This window comes from Pseudomonas oryzihabitans, assembly GCF_024652905.1.
In the GTDB taxonomy this organism is placed as follows: Bacteria; Pseudomonadota; Gammaproteobacteria; order Pseudomonadales; family Pseudomonadaceae; genus Chryseomonas; species Chryseomonas benzopyrenica.
Genome location: NZ_CP102428.1, coordinates 4,232,331 through 4,250,479 on the forward strand (window position 1 = coordinate 4,232,331; position 18,149 = coordinate 4,250,479).

15 protein-coding genes are annotated in these 18,149 nt (G+C 65.9%); 5 read left to right on the top strand and 10 right to left on the bottom strand.

The features are described 5' to 3' along the window. Nucleotides 1–227 precede the first annotated feature (227 nt). The gene (gene ilvA / locus NRG74_RS19665; RefSeq protein ID WP_257705094.1) at nt 228–1,769 is read left to right on the top strand and encodes a threonine ammonia-lyase, biosynthetic; all 1,542 of its coding nucleotides are present in this window, start codon (nt 228–230) and stop codon (nt 1,767–1,769) included. Nucleotides 1,770–2,080: 311 nt separating this feature from the next. Here ilvA and NRG74_RS19670 read toward each other — a convergent pair whose 3' ends face one another. The 7 genes from NRG74_RS19670 to exaC all read right to left on the bottom strand — a co-directional run bounded on the left by NRG74_RS19670 (nt 2,081) and on the right by exaC (nt 11,027). Then, entirely contained in the window at nt 2,081–3,142 is a 1,062-nt protein-coding gene (locus NRG74_RS19670) for a DUF748 domain-containing protein (protein WP_064307604.1), read from the bottom strand. A gap of 334 nt (nt 3,143–3,476) precedes the next feature. Continuing rightward, a complete protein-coding gene (locus NRG74_RS19675) occupies nt 3,477–5,666 on the bottom strand; it encodes a TonB-dependent receptor (RefSeq protein ID WP_156522296.1) in 2,190 nt (729 codons plus the stop codon). A 243-nt stretch (nt 5,667–5,909) separates the two neighbouring features. After that, nucleotides 5,910–6,437, bottom strand: coding sequence for an inorganic diphosphatase (ppa, locus tag NRG74_RS19680; RefSeq protein ID WP_007161198.1), 528 nt, complete (start codon nt 6,435–6,437; stop codon nt 5,910–5,912). 51 nt (nt 6,438–6,488) lie between these two features. Beyond that, a complete protein-coding gene (locus NRG74_RS19685; protein WP_160921965.1) occupies nt 6,489–7,325 on the bottom strand; it encodes a zinc-dependent peptidase in 837 nt (278 codons plus the stop codon). Between the two features lie 4 nt (nt 7,326–7,329). Beyond that, a complete protein-coding gene (locus NRG74_RS19690; RefSeq protein ID WP_160921964.1) occupies nt 7,330–7,977 on the bottom strand; it encodes a DedA family protein in 648 nt (215 codons plus the stop codon). Nucleotides 7,978–8,152: 175 nt separating this feature from the next. Further along, nucleotides 8,153–9,184: an alcohol dehydrogenase AdhP gene (gene adhP, locus NRG74_RS19695; RefSeq protein WP_026084062.1), complete on the bottom strand. Its 1,032-nt coding sequence runs from the start codon at nt 9,182–9,184 to the stop codon at nt 8,153–8,155. Nucleotides 9,185–9,506: 322 nt separating this feature from the next. Continuing rightward, complete coding sequence (gene exaC, locus NRG74_RS19700) at nt 9,507–11,027, bottom strand: acetaldehyde dehydrogenase ExaC (protein WP_184289988.1); 1,521 nt, start codon at nt 11,025–11,027, stop codon at nt 9,507–9,509. Between the two features lie 247 nt (nt 11,028–11,274). On the opposite strand from exaC, the gene NRG74_RS19705 reads away from it, so the two are divergent. After that, nucleotides 11,275–13,167, top strand: coding sequence for a sigma-54-dependent Fis family transcriptional regulator (locus tag NRG74_RS19705; protein WP_257705095.1), 1,893 nt, complete (start codon nt 11,275–11,277; stop codon nt 13,165–13,167). Here the strand turns inward: NRG74_RS19705 and NRG74_RS19710 are convergent. Further along, nucleotides 13,164–14,330 carry a C4-dicarboxylate ABC transporter gene (locus tag NRG74_RS19710; RefSeq protein WP_257705096.1) on the bottom strand — a complete coding sequence of 389 codons (1,167 nt, stop codon included), beginning with the start codon at nt 14,328–14,330 and terminating at the stop codon, nt 13,164–13,166. The two genes, NRG74_RS19705 and NRG74_RS19710, sit on opposite strands and share 4 nt — an antisense overlap. Before the next feature lie 285 nt (nt 14,331–14,615). On the opposite strand from NRG74_RS19710, the gene mpl reads away from it, so the two are divergent. The 3 genes from mpl to NRG74_RS19725 are packed head-to-tail and all read left to right on the top strand — an operon-like array spanning nt 14,616 to nt 16,892. Continuing rightward, complete coding sequence (gene mpl / locus NRG74_RS19715) at nt 14,616–15,971, top strand: UDP-N-acetylmuramate:L-alanyl-gamma-D-glutamyl-meso-diaminopimelate ligase (protein ID WP_257705097.1); 1,356 nt, start codon at nt 14,616–14,618, stop codon at nt 15,969–15,971. Next, a complete protein-coding gene (gene ubiX, locus NRG74_RS19720; RefSeq protein ID WP_026084064.1) occupies nt 15,971–16,603 on the top strand; it encodes a flavin prenyltransferase UbiX in 633 nt (210 codons plus the stop codon). Before mpl ends, ubiX begins: the two co-directional genes overlap by 1 nt. Continuing rightward, a complete protein-coding gene (locus NRG74_RS19725) occupies nt 16,596–16,892 on the top strand; it encodes a YceK/YidQ family lipoprotein (RefSeq protein ID WP_437181160.1) in 297 nt (98 codons plus the stop codon). Before ubiX ends, NRG74_RS19725 begins: the two co-directional genes overlap by 8 nt. Nucleotides 16,893–16,902: 10 nt before the next feature. Here NRG74_RS19725 and NRG74_RS19730 read toward each other — a convergent pair whose 3' ends face one another. Further along, a complete protein-coding gene (locus NRG74_RS19730; RefSeq protein ID WP_257705098.1) occupies nt 16,903–17,502 on the bottom strand; it encodes a TetR/AcrR family transcriptional regulator in 600 nt (199 codons plus the stop codon). Further along, nucleotides 17,499–18,113, bottom strand: coding sequence for an NAD(P)H-dependent oxidoreductase (locus tag NRG74_RS19735; protein ID WP_257705099.1), 615 nt, complete (start codon nt 18,111–18,113; stop codon nt 17,499–17,501). Before NRG74_RS19735 ends, NRG74_RS19730 begins: the two co-directional genes overlap by 4 nt. Between the last annotated feature and the right edge of the window lie 36 nt (nt 18,114–18,149).

An 18,149-nucleotide genomic window follows, 5' to 3' on the forward strand; every position in this document is an offset into this window, starting at 1 on the left:
TGGGCAACAGGTTAGCCATTGTGCCACAGCCATCGGCGCCGCTTGACGCCATGCCCGGCCAGGCCCTAGGGTAGCGGTCATGAAAACGCGCAGCCCTCAACGCCCCAGCATTATTACCGCCATTACCTGATGGCGGGACAGCATTAGCTGCGCAACCAGACCCGCCCAAGAGGCGGGTTTGTACTTTCTGACTCCTGGGCCCCGACGAAACACCCCAGGAGCCCGCCATGACCGTCCAGGAACCCGCCACCGATCTCTTGCAGCGCTATGCCCGCAAGATCCTCGAAGCCCCCGTCTACGACGTGGCCATCGAGACGCCCCTGCAACCAGCCCGGGCGCTGTCCGAACGGCTGGGCTGCCAGGTGCTGCTCAAGCGCGAAGACCTGCAGCCGGTGTTCTCCTTCAAGATCCGCGGCGCCTATACCAAGCTGGCCAGTCTCTCGACCGAGGAAAAGGCTCGCGGCGTCATCGCCGCCAGCGCCGGTAACCATGCCCAGGGCCTGGCCCTGGCGGCCCGCGAACTGGGCGTGCGGGCGATCATCGTCATGCCGCGGACCACCCCGGAACTCAAGGTCATCGGCGTCCAGTCCCGTGGTGGCGAGGTGGTGTTGCATGGCGATGCCTTTCCCGAGGCCCTGGCCGAGGCCTTGCGCCTGGCCGAGGAGCAGGGCTACACCTTCGTCCCGCCCTATGACGATCCCGACGTCATCGCCGGCCAGGGCACCGTGGCCATGGAGATCCTGCGCCAGCAGCCGGGCCGGCTGGACGCCATCTTCGTCCCCGTGGGCGGCGGTGGCCTGATCGCCGGTATCGCCGCCTATGTGAAATACCTGCGCCCCGAGATCCGGGTCATAGGCGTCGAGCCGGACGACTCCAACTGCCTGCAGCAGGCCATGGCCGCCGGCGAGCGGGTGGTCTTGCCGCGCGTGGGGCTGTTCGCCGATGGCGTGGCCGTGGCCCAGATCGGCCATCACACCTTCGAGGTCTGCCGCCGTTATGTGGACGAGGTGATCACCGTCAGCTCGGACGAGATCTGCGCGGCGATCAAGGACATCTACGACGACACCCGCTCCATCACCGAACCGGCTGGCGCCCTGGGCGTGGTGGGGATCAAGAAGTACGCCGAGCGCGCCGGCAGTGGCGGCCAGGTGCTGGTGGCCATCGATTCCGGCGCCAACATCAACTTCGACCGCCTGAGACACGTGGCCGAGCGCGCCGAATTAGGCGAGCAGCGCGAAGCCATCATCGCCGTGACCATCCCCGAGCGGCCGGGCAGCTTTCGGGCCTTCTGCGAGGCCCTGGGCCGGCGGCAGATCACCGAATTCAACTATCGCTACCACACCGGCCAGGAAGCCCATATCTTCGTCGGCGTCCAGACCCACCCCCAGCGCGATCCACGTGAGGCCTTGCTGCAGGGACTACGCGACCAGGGTTTTCCGGTGCTGGACCTGACCGACAACGAACTGGCCAAGTTGCATATCCGCCACACCGTGGGTGGCCATGCCATGCGGGTCGATCAAGAACAGGTGTTCCGCTTCGAATTCCCCGAGCGGCCTGGGGCGCTGTTCGATTTCCTCGAGCGGTTAGGCGGCCGCTGGAACATCAGCATGTTCCATTATCGTAACCATGGCGCGGCGGACGGGCGGGTATTCGCGGCGCTGGAGGCCAGTCACGCCGAGCGGGGCGAGCTGTTGGCGACCCTGGATGCCATCGGCTATCGCTACTGGGACGAGACGGACAATCCGGCGTATCGGTTGTTTATCGGGTGAGGGTGATGGTGTTGGGCTTCGCTGCGCTCAGCGCCAACCTACGGGTAGGGTGGATCACGGTGCGGCCTTATCCACCGTTGGAGTCACTGACAGTCCCGCCCGTTGGGCTTCGCTGCGCTCAGCGCCAACCTACGGGTAGGGTGGATTATGGTGCGGCCTTATCCACCGCTCGCGTCCGTGTACGTCAGTGGAAAACGCTGCGGGGTCCAACCGCGCCCTCTCCCTCTGGGAGAGGGCTGGGGTGAGGGTGGCCGGACGCCAGAAATCAAGCTGTTGGGCTTCGCTGTGCTCAGCGCCAACCTACGAAAGCGTCAATCCGCGTCATATCTAGCACTGAAGGCCTGCACGAAGGCATTGCGCAGGATATTGAAGAAGGCCTGCAACGGGCTGATGTCCTGGTTCTTCACGCTGCCCGAGAGATCTACCCGGGTGGCGAACTGGTCGCGGGGCTGGTTCTTGAGCAGGGTCTGGGCGGTGCCGACCACGGCTTCCCAGGCGCTCTCCAGGGCGTTCTTGTTGCGGTTCTCGACGTCCTGCTGCCAGTCGAAGATGTCGACGTTCTTCATCAGCGGCTTGACGTAGCCACTGAGCTGGCCGTCCACCGCCTTGGCCTCCACCACTACGTCGCCGCTGCCGGCGCGGAAATCGAACTTGCCGTAGGCGCGGGCGAAATCATTGAGTTTGGGCAGGTCGATGTCGGTGACTCTCAGGCGGAAATCGAAGTCGGTGAAGTCCTTGAAGGGATCGAAGCGGGCGCTGGCTTCCAGGGGCGCGCTGCCGAGGACGGCGGCCTTGCCTTCGAAGTGGGCGATGCGTTCGTCCTGAGCGTCGGCAGCGTTGGTCAGGTTGTAGAGGCTGGCGTTAACATCGGTGGCTGCCAGATTCACCTGGGGCTTGGAGTTGAAGTTGCGGAAGGTCACCCGCCCGTTCACCACCCGCACCTCGTCGAGGGTGATGGAGATCAGCTTGTCCACCTGGTCCTGCCAGTCGGTGCCTTCACCGGTCTGCGACTGCTCCTTGCGCGCACCACCGTCGACGAAGTTGAGTTCGGGGCGATCGAAGACGATGCGCCCGACGATGGCATGGTCCTGCCACAGCGAGCGCCAACTCACCGCGATGTCGATGGCCGGTGCCTTGAGAAAGGGCACCGGCACCTTGCCGTTGACCTTGACGATCTCCAGCCCTTCGATGCGATAGGCGCCGCGCCACCAGGCCAGGTCCACGTCGGTGATCTGGCCACGATAGTCGCCCATGTCCGCCAGCTTGTCGTTGAGGTAATGGCGGATCAACAGCGGCGCGGCGAGGTGCAGGCACAGCAGCAGGACGACCAAGCCGATGAGGAAGTAAAGAGGCAGACGCAGACGGCGGGACATGATGGCGACTCGGGGCGGACTCTTCCTCGGTCGACCCTGAGTAACGGGCCTGAGTTTCTCGTGAGTTTGCCTGGCGGGCTGACTCAGGACGCCGACATGGGCGAAAGGCTCTGCCTGGGCGGCTTGCATCCGTACCGGTCGTCGCTCCGCTGCGCCTGGTTATGAGCTACTCGAACGGCAGACGCAAAAAAGCCGGCTTGTGGCCGGCTTTCGAGGGCGGGTTGAGCTGATTTTTGGTGAGCCCGGCCCGCCCGGGTTGCCCTTGCCGGGCAGATGAAGGATGCGCTGCTGAGGCGGCGCGTGGCGGCTGGCGGTGGGCCAGAACGCCTGTCGATCAGAAGTCCAGGGTGGCGGACACCTTGAGGGTGCGCGGATCGCCCTGGGTCAGGTAACCGCCAAAGGCGGATTCCCAATAGGCCTTGTTGGCCACGTTCTCGACGTTGGCGCGCAGGGTAACGTCTTTTTGCTCGACTTTGAAGCGATAACGCGCACCAAGGTCGACGCGGGTCCAGGCCGGAATGCTCAGGTTGTTGGCCGCATCGGCGTATTGGCCGCCGGTGCGCAGCAGGCGGCCGTTGAGCGCCACCCCTGCAAGGCCTGGTACATCCCAGTCGGCGCCGAGGTTGTACTGGAAGCGCGGTACGCCGATGGCACGATTGCCGTCGTTGCTGCCGTTCTGGGTGCCCTTGAGCTCGGTGTCCATGAAGGTGGCGCCCGCCAGCAGACGCAGTCCCAGCAGGGGTTCGCCGAAGACGTTCAGCTCGAGGCCACGGTTTTCCTGTTCACCGTCGCGAATGTAGCGATTGCCTTGGGAGTAGCCGTCCGCTGGTTGTTCGATGCGGTAAACACCCAGGGTTGCTCCGAAGGTACCCTGGTCGTACTTGATACCGGCCTCGGTCTGCTTGGAGCGCGCCGGCGAAAACACCTGGCCGGCGTTCAGCAGCGGGGTGCTGCCATTCCGGGTAGGCGCGGTCGGCCCTTGCGCCAGGCCCTCGATGCGGTTGGCGTACAGCGAGACCTCGTCAGTCAGCTTGTAGACGACGCCATAGATCGGGGTGGTGATGGATTGGTCGTACTTGGAGTTACGGGGGCCGTCGCCATAGGCATAGCCTTCGACCAGTAAGGATTGGCGACGAACGCCCAACGTGGTCAACAGGCGATCATCGAAGAAGCCCAAAGTGTCGGACAGCGCGAGGCTCTGGTTGGTGGTCTTGCCGGTGGTGCTCGGATCGTGCAGATCCCCCCCTATGAATTGACCGAATCGCGGATAGGCAACAGCTACTGGGTGGTCCAGATTGCTCGCGCCCGCAGGGAAGGCGAAGTCGTAGGCGTTCTTCTGCTCCGTCCAGATACTGGACGCGCCCAGGGCGATCTGGTGGCTGACGGGGCCGGTCTGCAGGCTGCCATTCAGGCCGGTCATGACGGTGCGGGAGTCGTCATCGTGGGGGATCTTCGACCCGCCGATGGTGAGATTGCCCGCCTCATCATTCAGGGTGGCGCTGCCGTAGGTCCCGTTCTCCCGGGTGTGCTTGCCGCCCATGGCGAGGTAGGCGGTCCAGCGGTCACTCAGGTCGTACTCGCCGCGCACCATGCCGAAGGTGTCTTCCAGCTGGGTACGGGTCCAGGGCGCGTTGTAGTTGGTATCGGACGAGGGGGCATGGGGCAGGCGGGTCAGGCGGCTGCCGAGCAGCAGGCTGTCGCGTCCGCCGTTGACCACCTGCTTCTGGTAGCCGAAGTCGGTGGAGAGGCGAAAGCGGTCGCCCCGGTAATCCAGTCCGGCGACGAACAGCTTGGATCTCTGGCTCTCGTCATCGATGGCGGTATCGCCCTCGCGCTGCATCAGATTGATCCGGGCGCCGAAGCGGTTGTCCGCACCGAAGCGCTGGCCGAGGTCGAGATGCTGGCCGAGGCGGCCGTCGCTGGTGTAGTCGACGGTATAGCTGCGGGTCGGGGTGTCCTGGGCGCGCTTGGGCTGCAGGTTGACCGCGCCGCCGATGCCGGAGCCGGTAGGTGTCACGCCATTGATGAAGGCGTTGGGACCCTTGAATACCTCGACCCGCTCCAGGGCTTCGGTGGCGATGATCTGCCGCGGCATGACGCCATAGAGGTTGTTGAAGGAGATGTCATCGCCGGTCAGCTTGTAGCCGCGGATAACGAAGTTCTGCGACTGGTTGGCATAGCCGCTGTACTGGCGCACCGAGGCGTCGTTGCTCAGCACCTCGCCGATGGTCTGGGCCTGCTGGTCCTGGATCAGCTTGGCGGTGTAGCTGGTGACGCTGAAGGGCACGCTCATGTTGTCCTGATTGCCCAGCACGCCCAGCTTGCCCCCGGTCGCCACCTGGCCACCGGTGTAGGCGGGCGGCGGAGCGTCCTTGGGCGCCTCGGTGGCAGTCACCGTGGTGGAGTCCAGTTGCACGGTGTCGCCGTTGGTTTGCGCCAGGGCGGGCGCGCCGGTGACGACGCTCAGGGCGGCGATGGCCAGGGCGAGGGGCGAGAACGGGAAGACAAAGCACGAGCGAGCCATGACGAGCGAATCCTGTATTGACGGCCGGGGGCTCGAAGTCGCTGCCAGGACGACAGGATTACGAGTGGGAAGCGATCCTATTCGGTTATGATAACTGTTATCGTTAATTCGGATGAGCGCTATCTTTGCTCCGACCAACGCTAGCGCGATAACCTTTTCTGCAGCGGCAATGGATGCCGTCGGCCACGTGGCGAGCGGGCACAAAAAAGCCCGGCGAACCGGGCTTTTCGACAGCGGCGTGGATCAGCCCTTGTAGGCGGCCACGGCCTTGGTGATCTCGGCGCGGGCGGCGTCGGCGTCGCCCCAGCCTTCGACCTTGACCCACTTGCCCTTCTCCAGATCCTTGTAGTTCTCAAAGAAGTGCTTGATCTGCTCCAGCAGCAGGGCCGGCAGGTCGGTGTATTCCTTCACGTCCTTGTACAGGACGCTCAGCTTGTCGTGGGGGACGGCGATCAGCTTGGCGTCACCGCCGGCTTCGTCGGTCATGTGCAGCACGCCGACCGGACGGGCGCGGATCACGGCGCCGGGAGCGACCGGGTAGGGAGTCACGACCAGCACGTCCAGGGGGTCGCCATCGTCGGCCAGGGTGTTGGGGATGTAGCCGTAGTTGGCCGGGTAGAACATGGGGGTGGCCATGAAACGGTCGACGAAGAGGGCGTCGCTGTCCTTGTCGATCTCGTATTTGATCGGCGCGTGGTTGGCCGGAATCTCGATGGCGACGTAGATGTCGTTCGGCAGGTCTTTGCCGGCGGGAATCTTGCTGTAGCTCATGAACGGGTCCCTCTGGTCGGTTGGGAAAAGTGGCCGGGAGTATAGGCGCTTTCAGATCGGGGTTCGAGCCTCGGACCCCGGGGGTGTCGGCTGTGGCACGCTCGCCAGGCTGGCGGCGAGACGCTGGCGCGGATCCTGGCGGAACAGCTGCTGCAGCTGCTCGTACACCGCTGGATAGTGCTCGCTGAGCAGGTCGGGCGCGCTGAAGAAATACTCGCAGGCGACAGCGAAGAATTCCTCGGGGCTTTCTGCCGCATAGGGGTCGAGGACAGTCTGCGCATCCGGATCGGCGTCGAGCTGGCGATTGAGGTCGTCATAGGCGCCTTGCAGGGCGCCGGTCCAGGCGGCCTGGGGCATGCCTTCGTGCAGTGGCGGCTGGCCGTTGCACAGACCGCCGGCGAGCAGGTCGAGGAGGTGGGCGAATTCGTGGATGACCAGGTTGTAGGCCTCCCAGCCACCACTGGCCTGGATGCCGGGCCAGGCCAGCACCACCTGGCCGCGATCCCAGGCTTCGCCGTCGCGTTCCTCGTCCCACTCGTGTTCCAGGCCACCTTCGTCGCGATGGCGCTGCGGACTGACGAAGGCGTCCGGGTAGACGACGATCTCGCGGACATTGGGATAGAGCGCCGCTTCCGGCAGGTGCAGCAGCGGCAGCAGGGCCTGGGCGGCCAGCAGCAGGCGGTCGCCGTCGTCCAGTTCAAGACCCTGGAGCAGGGTGAGGCGCTTCTCGGCGAGAAACAGCACGCAGTGCTCGCGGAGCCAGGTGTCCTCGGCGGCACTCAGGCCATCGAGGAGCGGCAGGCGCTGACGCAGGCGCGCCCAGAGTTCATCGGCGATGGCGACCCGCTCCAGCAGGCGCCGCTCGCGCCAGGCGCGCCAGAAGCCCAAGGGCTCAGACTCCGCTCTGGACTGCGGCGCGCCGGCTCTTGATCAGGCCGAGGATCATCGGCAGCAGGGAGATGCCGATGATGGCCAGCACCATCAGGGTGAGATTCTGCTTGATGAAGGGCACGTTGCCGAAGAAGTAGCCCAGACTCACCAGACCGCCGACCCAGAGCAGCGAGCCGAGCACGCTGTAGCCGAGAAAGTAGGGGTAGTGCATGCGCCCGACCCCGGCGACGAAGGGGGCGAAGGTACGGATGATGGGCAGGAAGCGCGCCAGGGTGATGGTCTTGCCGCCGTGGTGCTCGTAGAAGGCCTGGGTGCGCAGCAGGTAGTCGCGGCGGAAGATCTTGGAATGGGGGTTGCTGAACAGCTTGTCGCCGGCGAAGCGGCCGATCAGGTAGTTGGTGCTGTCGCCCGCCACAGCGGCGAACATCAGCAGGCCGGCGAGCAGATAGGGGTCCATGTCGCCGAGGGCGGAAAGAGCGCCGGCGATGAACAGCAGGGAGTCGCCGGGCAGGAAGGGCATGACCACCAGACCCGTCTCGCAGAAGATCACGGCGAAGAGAATGACGTAGATCCAGGTGCCGTACTGGGCTACCAACCCGCTGAGATAGACGTCGAGGTGCAGGATCAGATCGATCGGGTTGAATTCCATGGGGCGTGCCTACCGTAGTTGCGAGGGTCCGGCGGCGATTATAAGGGCAGCCGGGGCCAGCGTTTGTGGCCTGGTCGAGATCGGCGCCGGGAAAAAACGCCAGCCGCTCAGAGGTCAGGGTAGGCGAAAGGTTCACTCCCGCGCCGGGGCCGACGCGGGAGTGGCGCGCTGGTTCTCAGCCCAGCGCCATGTCGATCACCACCCGACCCTCGATGCCGCCTTCATGCATGCGGGCGAAGATGTCGTTGATGTTCTCCAGCGGCTCGGCGCTCACCGTGGCCTTGACCTTGCCTTCGCCGGCAAAGTCCAGCGCCTCCTGCAGGTCCAGGCGGGTGCCGACGATGGAGCCACGCACCGTGGTGCCGTTGAGCACCATGTCGAAGATCGACAGCGGGAAGTCACCCGGCGGCAGGCCGTTGAGGGCGATGGTGCCACCGCGACGGGTCATGCCGATGGCCTGTTCGAAGGCCTTGGGCGAAACCGCCGTGACCAGAGCGCCGTGGGCACCGCCGATCTCCTGCTTCAGGTAGGCCGCCGGATCCTGCTCGCGGGCGTTGACCGTGACCTCGGCGCCCAGCCGGCGGGCGAGGTCGAGCTTCCGGTCGTCCACATCCACCGCCGCCACGTTCAGGCCCATGGCCCGGGCGTACTGCACCGCCATGTGGCCCAGCCCGCCGATGCCGGAGATCACCACCCAGTTGCCCGGCTTGGTGTCGGTCATCTTCAGGCCCTTGTAGACGGTGACCCCGGCGCAGAGGATGGGCGCGATCTCGACGAAGCCGACGTTATCCGGCAGCCGGCCGACGTAGCCGGCATCGGCCAGGGTGTATTCGGCGAAGCCGCCATTCACCGAGTAGCCGGTGTTCTGCTGGGATTCGCAGAGCGTTTCCCAGCCGCCCAGGCAATGCTCGCAATGGCCGCAGGTGGAATACAGCCAGGGCACCCCGACTCGGTCGCCCTCCTTGACGTGGGTGACCCCGGCGCCCACCGCCACCACATGGCCGACGCCTTCGTGACCGGGGATGAAGGGCGGATTGGGCTTGACCGGCCAGTCGCCCTGGGCGGCATGCAGATCGGTGTGGCAGACGCCACTGGCGGCGATCTTGACCAGTACCTGGCCGGCGCCCGGGGTAGGCACCTCGACTTCGCGGAATTCCAGGGGTTTGCCAAAGGCGGTGACGACAGCGGCTTTCATTGTTTTAGGCATGACGAGTCCCTCATGGATGCATGATGCGTGGATGAAGCCAGACGGGGCCTGCGCCGGGACGCACCTGTCCACCGCGGGCGGCCGGTGCGTCTAGCGTCGGCCACCCACGGGGAGCGGGTGTTGATCCAGGTCAGGCGGGAGGCGCGTCCCTACTTCCTGCTGAGGCGCGCCATCCAGGCGTCGGCACCGATCACGAACTGCCGCGCTTCGGCCAAACTGCGTTGGAAATAGCCTCGGAATGCTCATTTACGCTGAGTAAACTGCGCTTCCTTGGCTATTTCCGCCTTGTTTGGGTCTAGCGCACCAGCCCGTGATTCGGCACCTAAAAGAAGCCCAGCGGATTGATGTCGTAGCTGACCAGCAGATTCTTGGTCTGCTGGTAGTGGTCGAGCATCATCTTGTGGGTTTCACGGCCGACGCCGGATTTCTTGTAGCCGCCGAAGGCAGCGTGGGCGGGGTAGAGGTGGTAGCAGTTGGTCCAGACGCGACCGGCCTTGATGCCGCGGCCCATGCGGTAGGCGCGATTGATGTCGCGGGTCCAGACGCCGGCGCCGAGTCCGAACTCGGTGTCGTTGGCGATGGCCAGGGCCTCGGCTTCGTCCTTGAAGGTGGTGACGCCGATCACCGGACCGAAGATCTCTTCCTGGAAGACGCGCATCTTGTTGTGACCCTTGAGCAGGGTCGGCTGGATGTAATAGCCGCTGGCCAGGTCGCCCTGCAGCTTCTCGACGTTGCCGCCGGTGAGAAATTCGGCGCCTTCCTCACGGGCGATCTCTAGGTAGGAGACGATCTTCTCGAATTGCTGCTGGGAAGCCTGGGCGCCGACCATGGTCTCGGTATCCAGCGGATCGCCACGCTTGATCTGGGCGATCTTCTTCATCACCGCTTCCATGAAGGGGGCGTAGATGGATTCCTGCACCAGGGCGCGGGACGGGCAGGTGCAGACCTCGCCCTGGTTAAAGAAGCCCAGTACCAGACCTTCGGCGGCCTTCTCGATGAAGCTCGGCTCGGCCTGCATGATGTCTTCAAAATAGATGTTGGGCGACTTGCCACCCAGCTCCACTGTACTGGGAATGATGTTCTTGGCCGCGCAGGAAAGGATGTGCGAGCCCACCGGGGTGGAGCCGGTAAAGGCGATCTTGGCGATGCGGGTGCTGGTGGCCAGCGCCTCGCCGGCCTCCTTGCCATAGCCCTGCACCACGTTGAGCACGCCGGGCGGCAGCAGGTCGCCGACGATCTCGGCGAACAGGGTGATGGACAGCGGCGTCTGCTCGGCGGGCTTGAGCACCACGCAGTTGCCGGCGGCCAGCGCCGGGGCCAGCTTCCAGGCGGCCATCAGCAGCGGGAAGTTCCAGGGGATGATCTGGCCGACCACGCCCAATGGCTCGTGGAAGTGATAGCTGGCGGTGTTGTCGTTGATCTCGGCGGCGCTGCCTTCCTGGGCGCGGATGCAGCCGGCGAAGTAGCGGAAGTGATCGGCGGCCAGGGGCACGTCGGCGTTGAGCGTCTCGCGCACCGCCTTGCCGTTGTCCCAGGTCTCGGCGACGGCCAGTTTTTCCAGATTCTGTTCGATGCGGTCGGCGATCTTGAGCAGGATCAGCGAGCGGTCCTGCACCGAGGTGCGGCCCCAGGCATCGGCGGCGGCGTGGGCGGCGTCCAGGGCGCGCTCGATGTCGGCGGCGTCGGAGCGGGGGAATTCACCGATCACCGAGCCGTTTACCGGGGAGGTGTTGGTGAAGTACTGGCCTTTCACCGGGGCGACGAATTCGCCGCCGATGTAGTTGCCGTAGCGGGCCTGCAGGGTCAGCAAGGCGTCTTGGGTGCCGGGAGCTGCGTAGCGCATGGTGGGTCTCCTGTTTGTTCTTGTATGAAGCGGCGCTCCGATCCTGAGCAAGGCGCGGGCCAAGTCGGGCGAACCCGCGTGGATGCGGCCTTGTGGACTTTTCCAGGGAGTGCCGTCACCTGTCACTGTGACAGAGGTGTCACCCCTTGGCGTGACAGCCTGTCACCTGGGGGTGACAGCGTGCGCAGTCCGACCGATTTGGTCTATGCTGGTGGCCGCGCAGACGCCCCCGCGGAGGACAACGACAATGGCCGCCACCCCGTCCGATCGTCATGCCAGCCAGGTGCTCGAACTCGCCCGCGGCGCTGTCCCTGACGGCCCGGCCAGCGATCCGGCCATCGCCCGCTCCTGGCGGCGCTGTCTCGACGAACACCAGCTCGACCCGGCCGCGCGCGTAGCGCCCTGGGTGCTGGAGCGCGCCCGCTTCGACGAGCACCGCCAGCGCCAGCAACGGGTCTTGCAGATCGCCCGCGGCCAGATGAATTCCCTGCACCAGCAACTGGGCGGCGCCGGCCATGCCGTGCTGCTCACCGATGCCCGCGGGCTGATCCTCGATTGCGTGACCGCCGACGCCGAGCGCGAGACCTTCCAGCAGGCCGGACTGTGGCTGGGCGCCGACTGGAGCGAAGCCTGTGAAGGCACCAACGGCATCGGCACCTGCGTGGTGGAGCGCCAGGCGCTGACCATCCATCGCGACGAACACTTTCGCAGTCGCCATACCCAGCTGACCTGCTCGGCCAGTCCGGTCTTCGATCCGGCCGGCGAGCTGCTGGCGGTGCTGGATGTCTCCAGCGCCCGCCAGGAAGCCTCGCGCCAGGGCCAGTTCCACACCATGGCGCTGGTCAATCTCTCGGCCAAGCTGATCGAGAGCTGCTATTTCCTCGACCGCTACGCCGAGGGTTACCTGCTGCGCTTCCATGCCCAGGCGGCCTATGTCGGCCTGCTCAGCGAGGGCCTGCTGGCCTTTGATGACGAGGGGCGCGTCCAGGCCGCCAACGAAACCGCGCTGATGCTGCTTGGCCTGGCGCGCAGTGCGGTGTTGGGGCAGCGGATGGAGGCCCTGTTCGAGCTACGGCTGGACGACCTGTTGGAGCGCGCCCGCCCGCACCCCAGCGCCTGCTGGGCACTGCGTGGTCGCCAGGGGCAGGGCTTCCACGGCCTGGTGCGCGGCCCGCAGGTGCGCCCGGTCACCCCGGTAGCGGTGCCCAAGACGCCCGTGCCCAGCGGTATCTGCCTGGCCGATCCGGCCCTGGCGCGGGATTTCACCCGGGCGCTCAAGGTCCTGGAGCGCGACGTGCCGGTGCTGCTGCATGGCGAGACCGGCACCGGCAAGGAAGCCTTCGCCAGCGCTCTGCACCGCGCCAGCAGTCGCTCCGGTCAGGCCTTCGTCGCCCTCAATTGCGCGGCCATCCCGGAGACGCTGATCGAGAGCGAGCTGTTCGGCTATCGCGGCGGCAGCTTCACCGGGGCGCGCAAGGAAGGCATGGCCGGCAAGTTGCAGCAGGCCGATGGCGGCATCCTCTTTCTCGACGAGATCGGCGACATGCCCCTGGCCTTGCAGACCCGTCTGTTAAGGGTGCTGGAAGAGCGCCAGGTGGTGCCCCTCGGTGGCGGCGCGCCTCGCGCTCTGGACCTGCGCCTGATCAGCGCCAGTCACCGTGATCTGGAGGCCCTGGTGGCGGCCGGCAGTTTTCGCGAAGACCTCTACTATCGCCTGCGCGGCCTGGTGGTGACCCTGCCGGCGCTGCGCGAGCGCAGTGACCGCGGCGAACTGCTCGATCTGCTGCTGGCCGAGGAGGCCCGCGGCGAGCCCATTCGCCTCGATCCGGCAGCCCGTGCCTGCCTGCTCGCCCAGCCCTGGCCTGGCAACGTCCGTCAGTTGCGCACCGTGCTGCGCACCCTGGTGGCCCTGAGCGAAGATGGCCAGATCGGTCTGGACGAGCTACCCGCCGACTGCCGTGGCGCCCGGCTGCCGCTGCCGTCCAGCGCGGCGCCGGTCGACAGCGCCCGCGAGGAACTGCGTGCGGTGCTGGACGACTGCCACTGGCAGATGACTCGCGCCGCCAAGCGCCTGGGGGTGAGTCGCAACACCCTCTATCGTTGGCTGCATCAACACGGTCTGCAACGTCCGCAGGACTAACGCGCCGCCTTCTGGCAAAGATGAGCGATGCAAGGCGAGACGAACAGGCTGCCCTGGTAGGCGCCGGCCAGGGTGCGGCTGGCGACCAGGGTCCATAGCAGTGCAAGAAGCACCACCAGCACGGTGCCCAGGCCGGTAAAGAAGGGCGCCGCCAGGGCTTCCCCCAGGCGCAGGGTGGTCAGGGCATAGACGCCCAGGGGAAAGGTGAAGCCCCACCAGCTCAGGTTGAAGGGCATGCCCTCACGGGCCTGGCGCTGGGTCACCAGCACGGCCAGCGCCAGCCACCAGAGTCCGAGGCCCCAGAGCAGCACCGCGCCCAGCAATCCCAGGCCCCGGGCGATCTCGCCAATTCCGGCCAGGCCATGGGCGGCAAACACTGTCGGTGCATCGGCGCCCAGTACCAGCAGGCCCAGGGCGCCGGTGGCGATCGGTCCCAACGCCAGCCAGCTCGACGCGGCCATGCTGGCCGGCGGCAGCTTGTGCAGCGCCAGGCGCAAGAGCAGGATCACCAGCAGGCTCAAGGCGACGGGCACTGAATAGGCCCAGAGCACATAGCTGGCGACGAGCACCGTGAATTGCTCGCTGGCCGTCAGGTGCGGCACCAGCAGGCCGCCGCTGGCGGCGACCACCTCGGCGGCCACCACGGGCAGCAGCCAGACGGCGGTCATCTGGTCGATGCGGTGCGCCTGGCGGGTAAACATCAGGTAGGGGATCAGCACCCCGCAGGCCAGGGCCATGGCCGCATCCAGCCACCAGAGGCCGAGCGCCAGGGGCAGCACCGCCTCGCCCCAGCGTGGCAGGCCGAACAGCAACAGGCCGTTGATCAGGGTCGCCAGGCCCATGGGGATGGTGCCCAGGAACATGGAAACCGTGGCGTGGGCGAAGATCTCGCGGGCTTCCTGGTAGAACAGCAGCCAGCGGGCGGCATAGAGCCCGGTGAACAGGCTGAACAGCAGGGCATTGAACAGCCAGAGGCTTTCGGCGAGGGCGTGCAGTCCGGGCAGCGACAGAGGAAAGGCCGCCAGGGTGAGGGCCAGGATACCGGTGCCCATGGTCACGGCGAACCAGTGGGGGGTGAACTGGCGGATGACCTCCAGCGGGCGGTCGAGGTGGCGGAAGGGTTTGCACCCCTGGCGCAGGGCCAGGGCATCGGCAAGAGACATGGCAGGACTCCTGAAACGGAATGACCCTAGCCTAGGCAGGCAGTCTTATCATTGGAAGCAAAGTAATTTGAATAATTAATCCAAAGGGTAGATAAGCGCTGTTCTCGGCGATACGTCGTCTCACTGTCAGGACGTGGCGACGTGCCCGATCTGGTTGACGCCCGCGCCCCTGGTGTCGCCGGTTTGCTGTCCTTGAACCAGGTATCCGCGACGGCCATCGCTCCGGCCGCGCGGCCCCCCGTGCTAACCTTGCCGCCGTTCAATCTGCAGCGGAGCCCGCCTGTCATGCACATCCACATCCTCGGTATCTGCGGCACCTTCATGGGGTCGCTCGCGGTGCTGGCCAAGGAAGCCGGCCATCGCGTGACCGGCTCCGACGCCAACGTCTATCCGCCCATGAGTACCCAGCTGGAGGCCCAGGGCATCGAACTGACCCAGGGCTACGATCCGGCCCAACTCGATCCGGCCCCGGACCTGGTGGTGATCGGCAACGCCCTGTCGCGCGGCAATCCGGCGGTGGAATACGTGCTGGATAAGGGCCTGCCCTATGTCTCCGGTCCCCAGTGGTTGGCCGAGCACGTCTTGCAGGGCCGCTGGGTGCTGGCGGTCGCCGGGACCCATGGCAAGACCACCACCACCAGCATGCTGGCCTGGGTGCTGGAGCATGCCGGCATGAGCCCGGGCTTTCTCATCGGCGGGGTGCCACAGAATTTCGGCATCTCGGCGCGCCTGGGCGGCACGCCCTTCTTCGTGGTGGAAGCCGATGAATATGACAGCGCCTTCTTCGACAAGAGATCCAAGTTCGTCCACTACCGGCCGCGGACCACCATCCTCAACAACCTGGAATACGATCACGCGGACATCTTCCCGGATCTGGCAGCCATTGAGCGGCAGTTCCATCATCTGGTGCGGACCATTCCCAGCAGTGGCCTGGTCATCCATCCCACCGCCGAAACGGCCCTGGCACGGGTGCTGGAAATGGGTTGCTGGACCCCGGTGCAGACCACCGGCGCAGGTGGTCAATGGCAGGCCCGTCTGCTGGCCGAGGACGGTTCGCGCTTCGAGGTGCTCTTCGACGGCGAGGTCCAGGGCACCGTGAACTGGGAGCTGACCGGCCAGCACAACGTGGCCAATGCCCTGGCCACCCTGGCGGCGGCTCGTCATGTCGGGGTGGTGCCAAGCATGGGCGTCGCCGCCCTGAGCGAGTTCCGCAGTGTGAAGCGGCGTATGGAGAAGGTCGCCGAGGTGCGCGGCGTGACCGTCTACGACGACTTCGCCCACCATCCCACCGCCATCGCCACCACCCTGCAGGGGCTGCGCGCCCGGGTCGGCAGCGAGCGGATCATCGCTGTCATCGAGCCGCGCTCCAATTCCATGAAGCTGGGCGCCCACCGCGACGGTCTGCCAGACAGTGTCACCGGTGCCGACAGCGTGGTCTGGTACGCCCCGCCGAATCTGGGTTGGGACCTGGCCGGAACCGCCGCCGCCTGTCAGGTGCCTGCGGTGGTCTGCGACTCCCTGGAGGCCATCATCGCCCGGGTCCAGGCCGAGCTGGACGGACCCACCCATGTGGTGATCATGAGCAACGGTGGTTTCGGCGGCCTTCACGGTAAGCTGGCCGCGGCCCTGGAGCAGGCATGATGGCCGGCCCGGAACGCATCACCCTGGCGCTGACCGGTGCCTCCGGCTCCCAGTATGGCCTGCGCCTACTGGACTGCCTGGTGCAGGAGGAGCGCGAGGTGCACTTCCTCATCTCCAAGGCTGCGCAACTGGTGATGGCCACCGAGACCGACGTGGTGCTGCCACCCAAGCCCCAGGCCATGCAGGCCTTTCTCACCGAATACACCGGCGCGGCCCCCGGCCAGGTACGGGTGTTCGGCCAGAGCGACTGGATGGCGCCGCCGGCGTCCGGCTCCAGCGCCCCGGCGGCCATGGTGGTCTGCCCCTGTTCCACCGGCACCCTCTCGGCCATCGCCACCGGCGCCAGCAACAACCTCATCGAACGCGCCGCCGACGTGGCCCTCAAGGAACGCCGTCAGCTGGTGCTGGTGCCGCGTGAGTCACCGTTCTCCAGCATCCATCTGGAGAATATGCTCAAACTGTCCAACCTGGGGGTGACCATCCTGCCGGCCTCGCCGGGCTTCTATCACCAGCCGCAGACCCTCGACGACCTGGTGGACTTCGTGGTGGCACGCATCCTCAACACCCTGGGCATCCCCCAGGACATGCTGCCGCGCTGGGGCGAACATCACCTGTCCGGCAACGATGACTAGAATCGTGCGTCTCGGCCTGCTGCTGATGGCCGTGCTGGTCCTCGGCGGCTGCGCCACGGCGCGCACCCTGGACGCCGCCAAGCCCGGCGCGCCGGTGGTCTATGCCGGTACCCGGCTGGATCTCTATGCACTGCAGGGCGGCTGCTGCGCCCAGGAGCGCTTTGGCGCCGAGGCGCCGGCCTGGCCGGCGCTGGACCTGCCCGCCAGCGCCCTGCTCGATACCCTGCTGCTGCCGCTGTCCCTGCCGGCCGCTATCGGTGGGCGGGGCAGCATGCGCGGTGGGCTTTGACGGCCAGGCTTCAATCCGTACGGGCAAGCAGCGCGAGTAGGCTCAGTTCGAGTTCGTCGCGTGCTTGCTCGGCGGTGATGTCGCCGGCCACCGCGGCGTTGGAAAGCGCCTCGGCCGCGCCCAGGAAACCCCAGAGGCTGGCGATCGATAAGCCCGTGGATCCCGCGAAGGGTGCCAGGACGGCCAGGCACTTTTCGATGAAGGCGAGCTGGTAACGACGTTTCACCGCGAGCAATTCCGGGGACCCGGTCAGAGCGGCCAAGACCTCGGCGATATCGCGTCCCTGGGTGAGTACGCAATCGACATAGCTGGCGGCCAGGACGCGCGCCTTGGCCTCTCGGTTGGGTTGGGAGGCGGCGACGGCAGCATCGAACAGCGCGGTTTGGCGGGCATCGTAATCCTCATACAGGGCTGCCAGAAGGCCGTTGCGACTCCCGAAGTGATCGTAGACCAAGGGCTTGGTAACCCCTGCCACCTCGCTGAGGTGGATCAGCGTGAGCGCATCGGTACCCTCGTCAGCGATCAGTCGCCACGCGGCATCCAGCAATTGGCGCGTGCGGGCCTCACGGGATAGGCGTCTTCGCGGGGAGATGCCAGGGGTGGATGTCATTCAGGTGGGGCCTCTTGGGTACGGTGCGCGGCGAATAGATGTTGCCCCAGGGAACGGGCCCGCTGGAGATGGGCTTCGGGATAGCCGTCGTCGGAAGCCAGGAGCAGCGTTGATGTCTTCACCGGAGCCCCGCAGTAGCCGAAGATGCCGTGATCGATCTGGGTTTTCATGGCCACCTCGTAGCCGTGTCGGTCGAGGGTGCCGCGATCCGCGCCACCCAAGGCGACCAGATGAATGGGTAGCCAGCCTAGCTTTTTCACCAGGGTGCCATCCTTGTCTTCGTAGGCCCAGCCGTAGCTGAAGACCCGGTCGATCCAGCCTTTGAGCACCGCCGGGAAGGACCACCAATACAGGGGATAGACCAGCACCAGAGCATCTGCCCGTGCCACTCTGGTCTGTTCGGCGGCGATATCAGCGGCCGGATCATGGTCTCCACGAAATAGCGCGAGATCTTCTCTGTTGAAGCGTGGATCGAAGCCCTCGCTGATGAGATCGGCGATTTCCCATGAGTCCGTGGAACTGGCAGCGTCAATACCCTGGGCGAGCTGAGCGGCGACCGCTTGGGTCAGGGAATCCTGCAGGGGGTGAGCAACGACGATGAGTGCATGCATAAGAATGACCTCATAGGTTAATTTACCAAAGGTAAC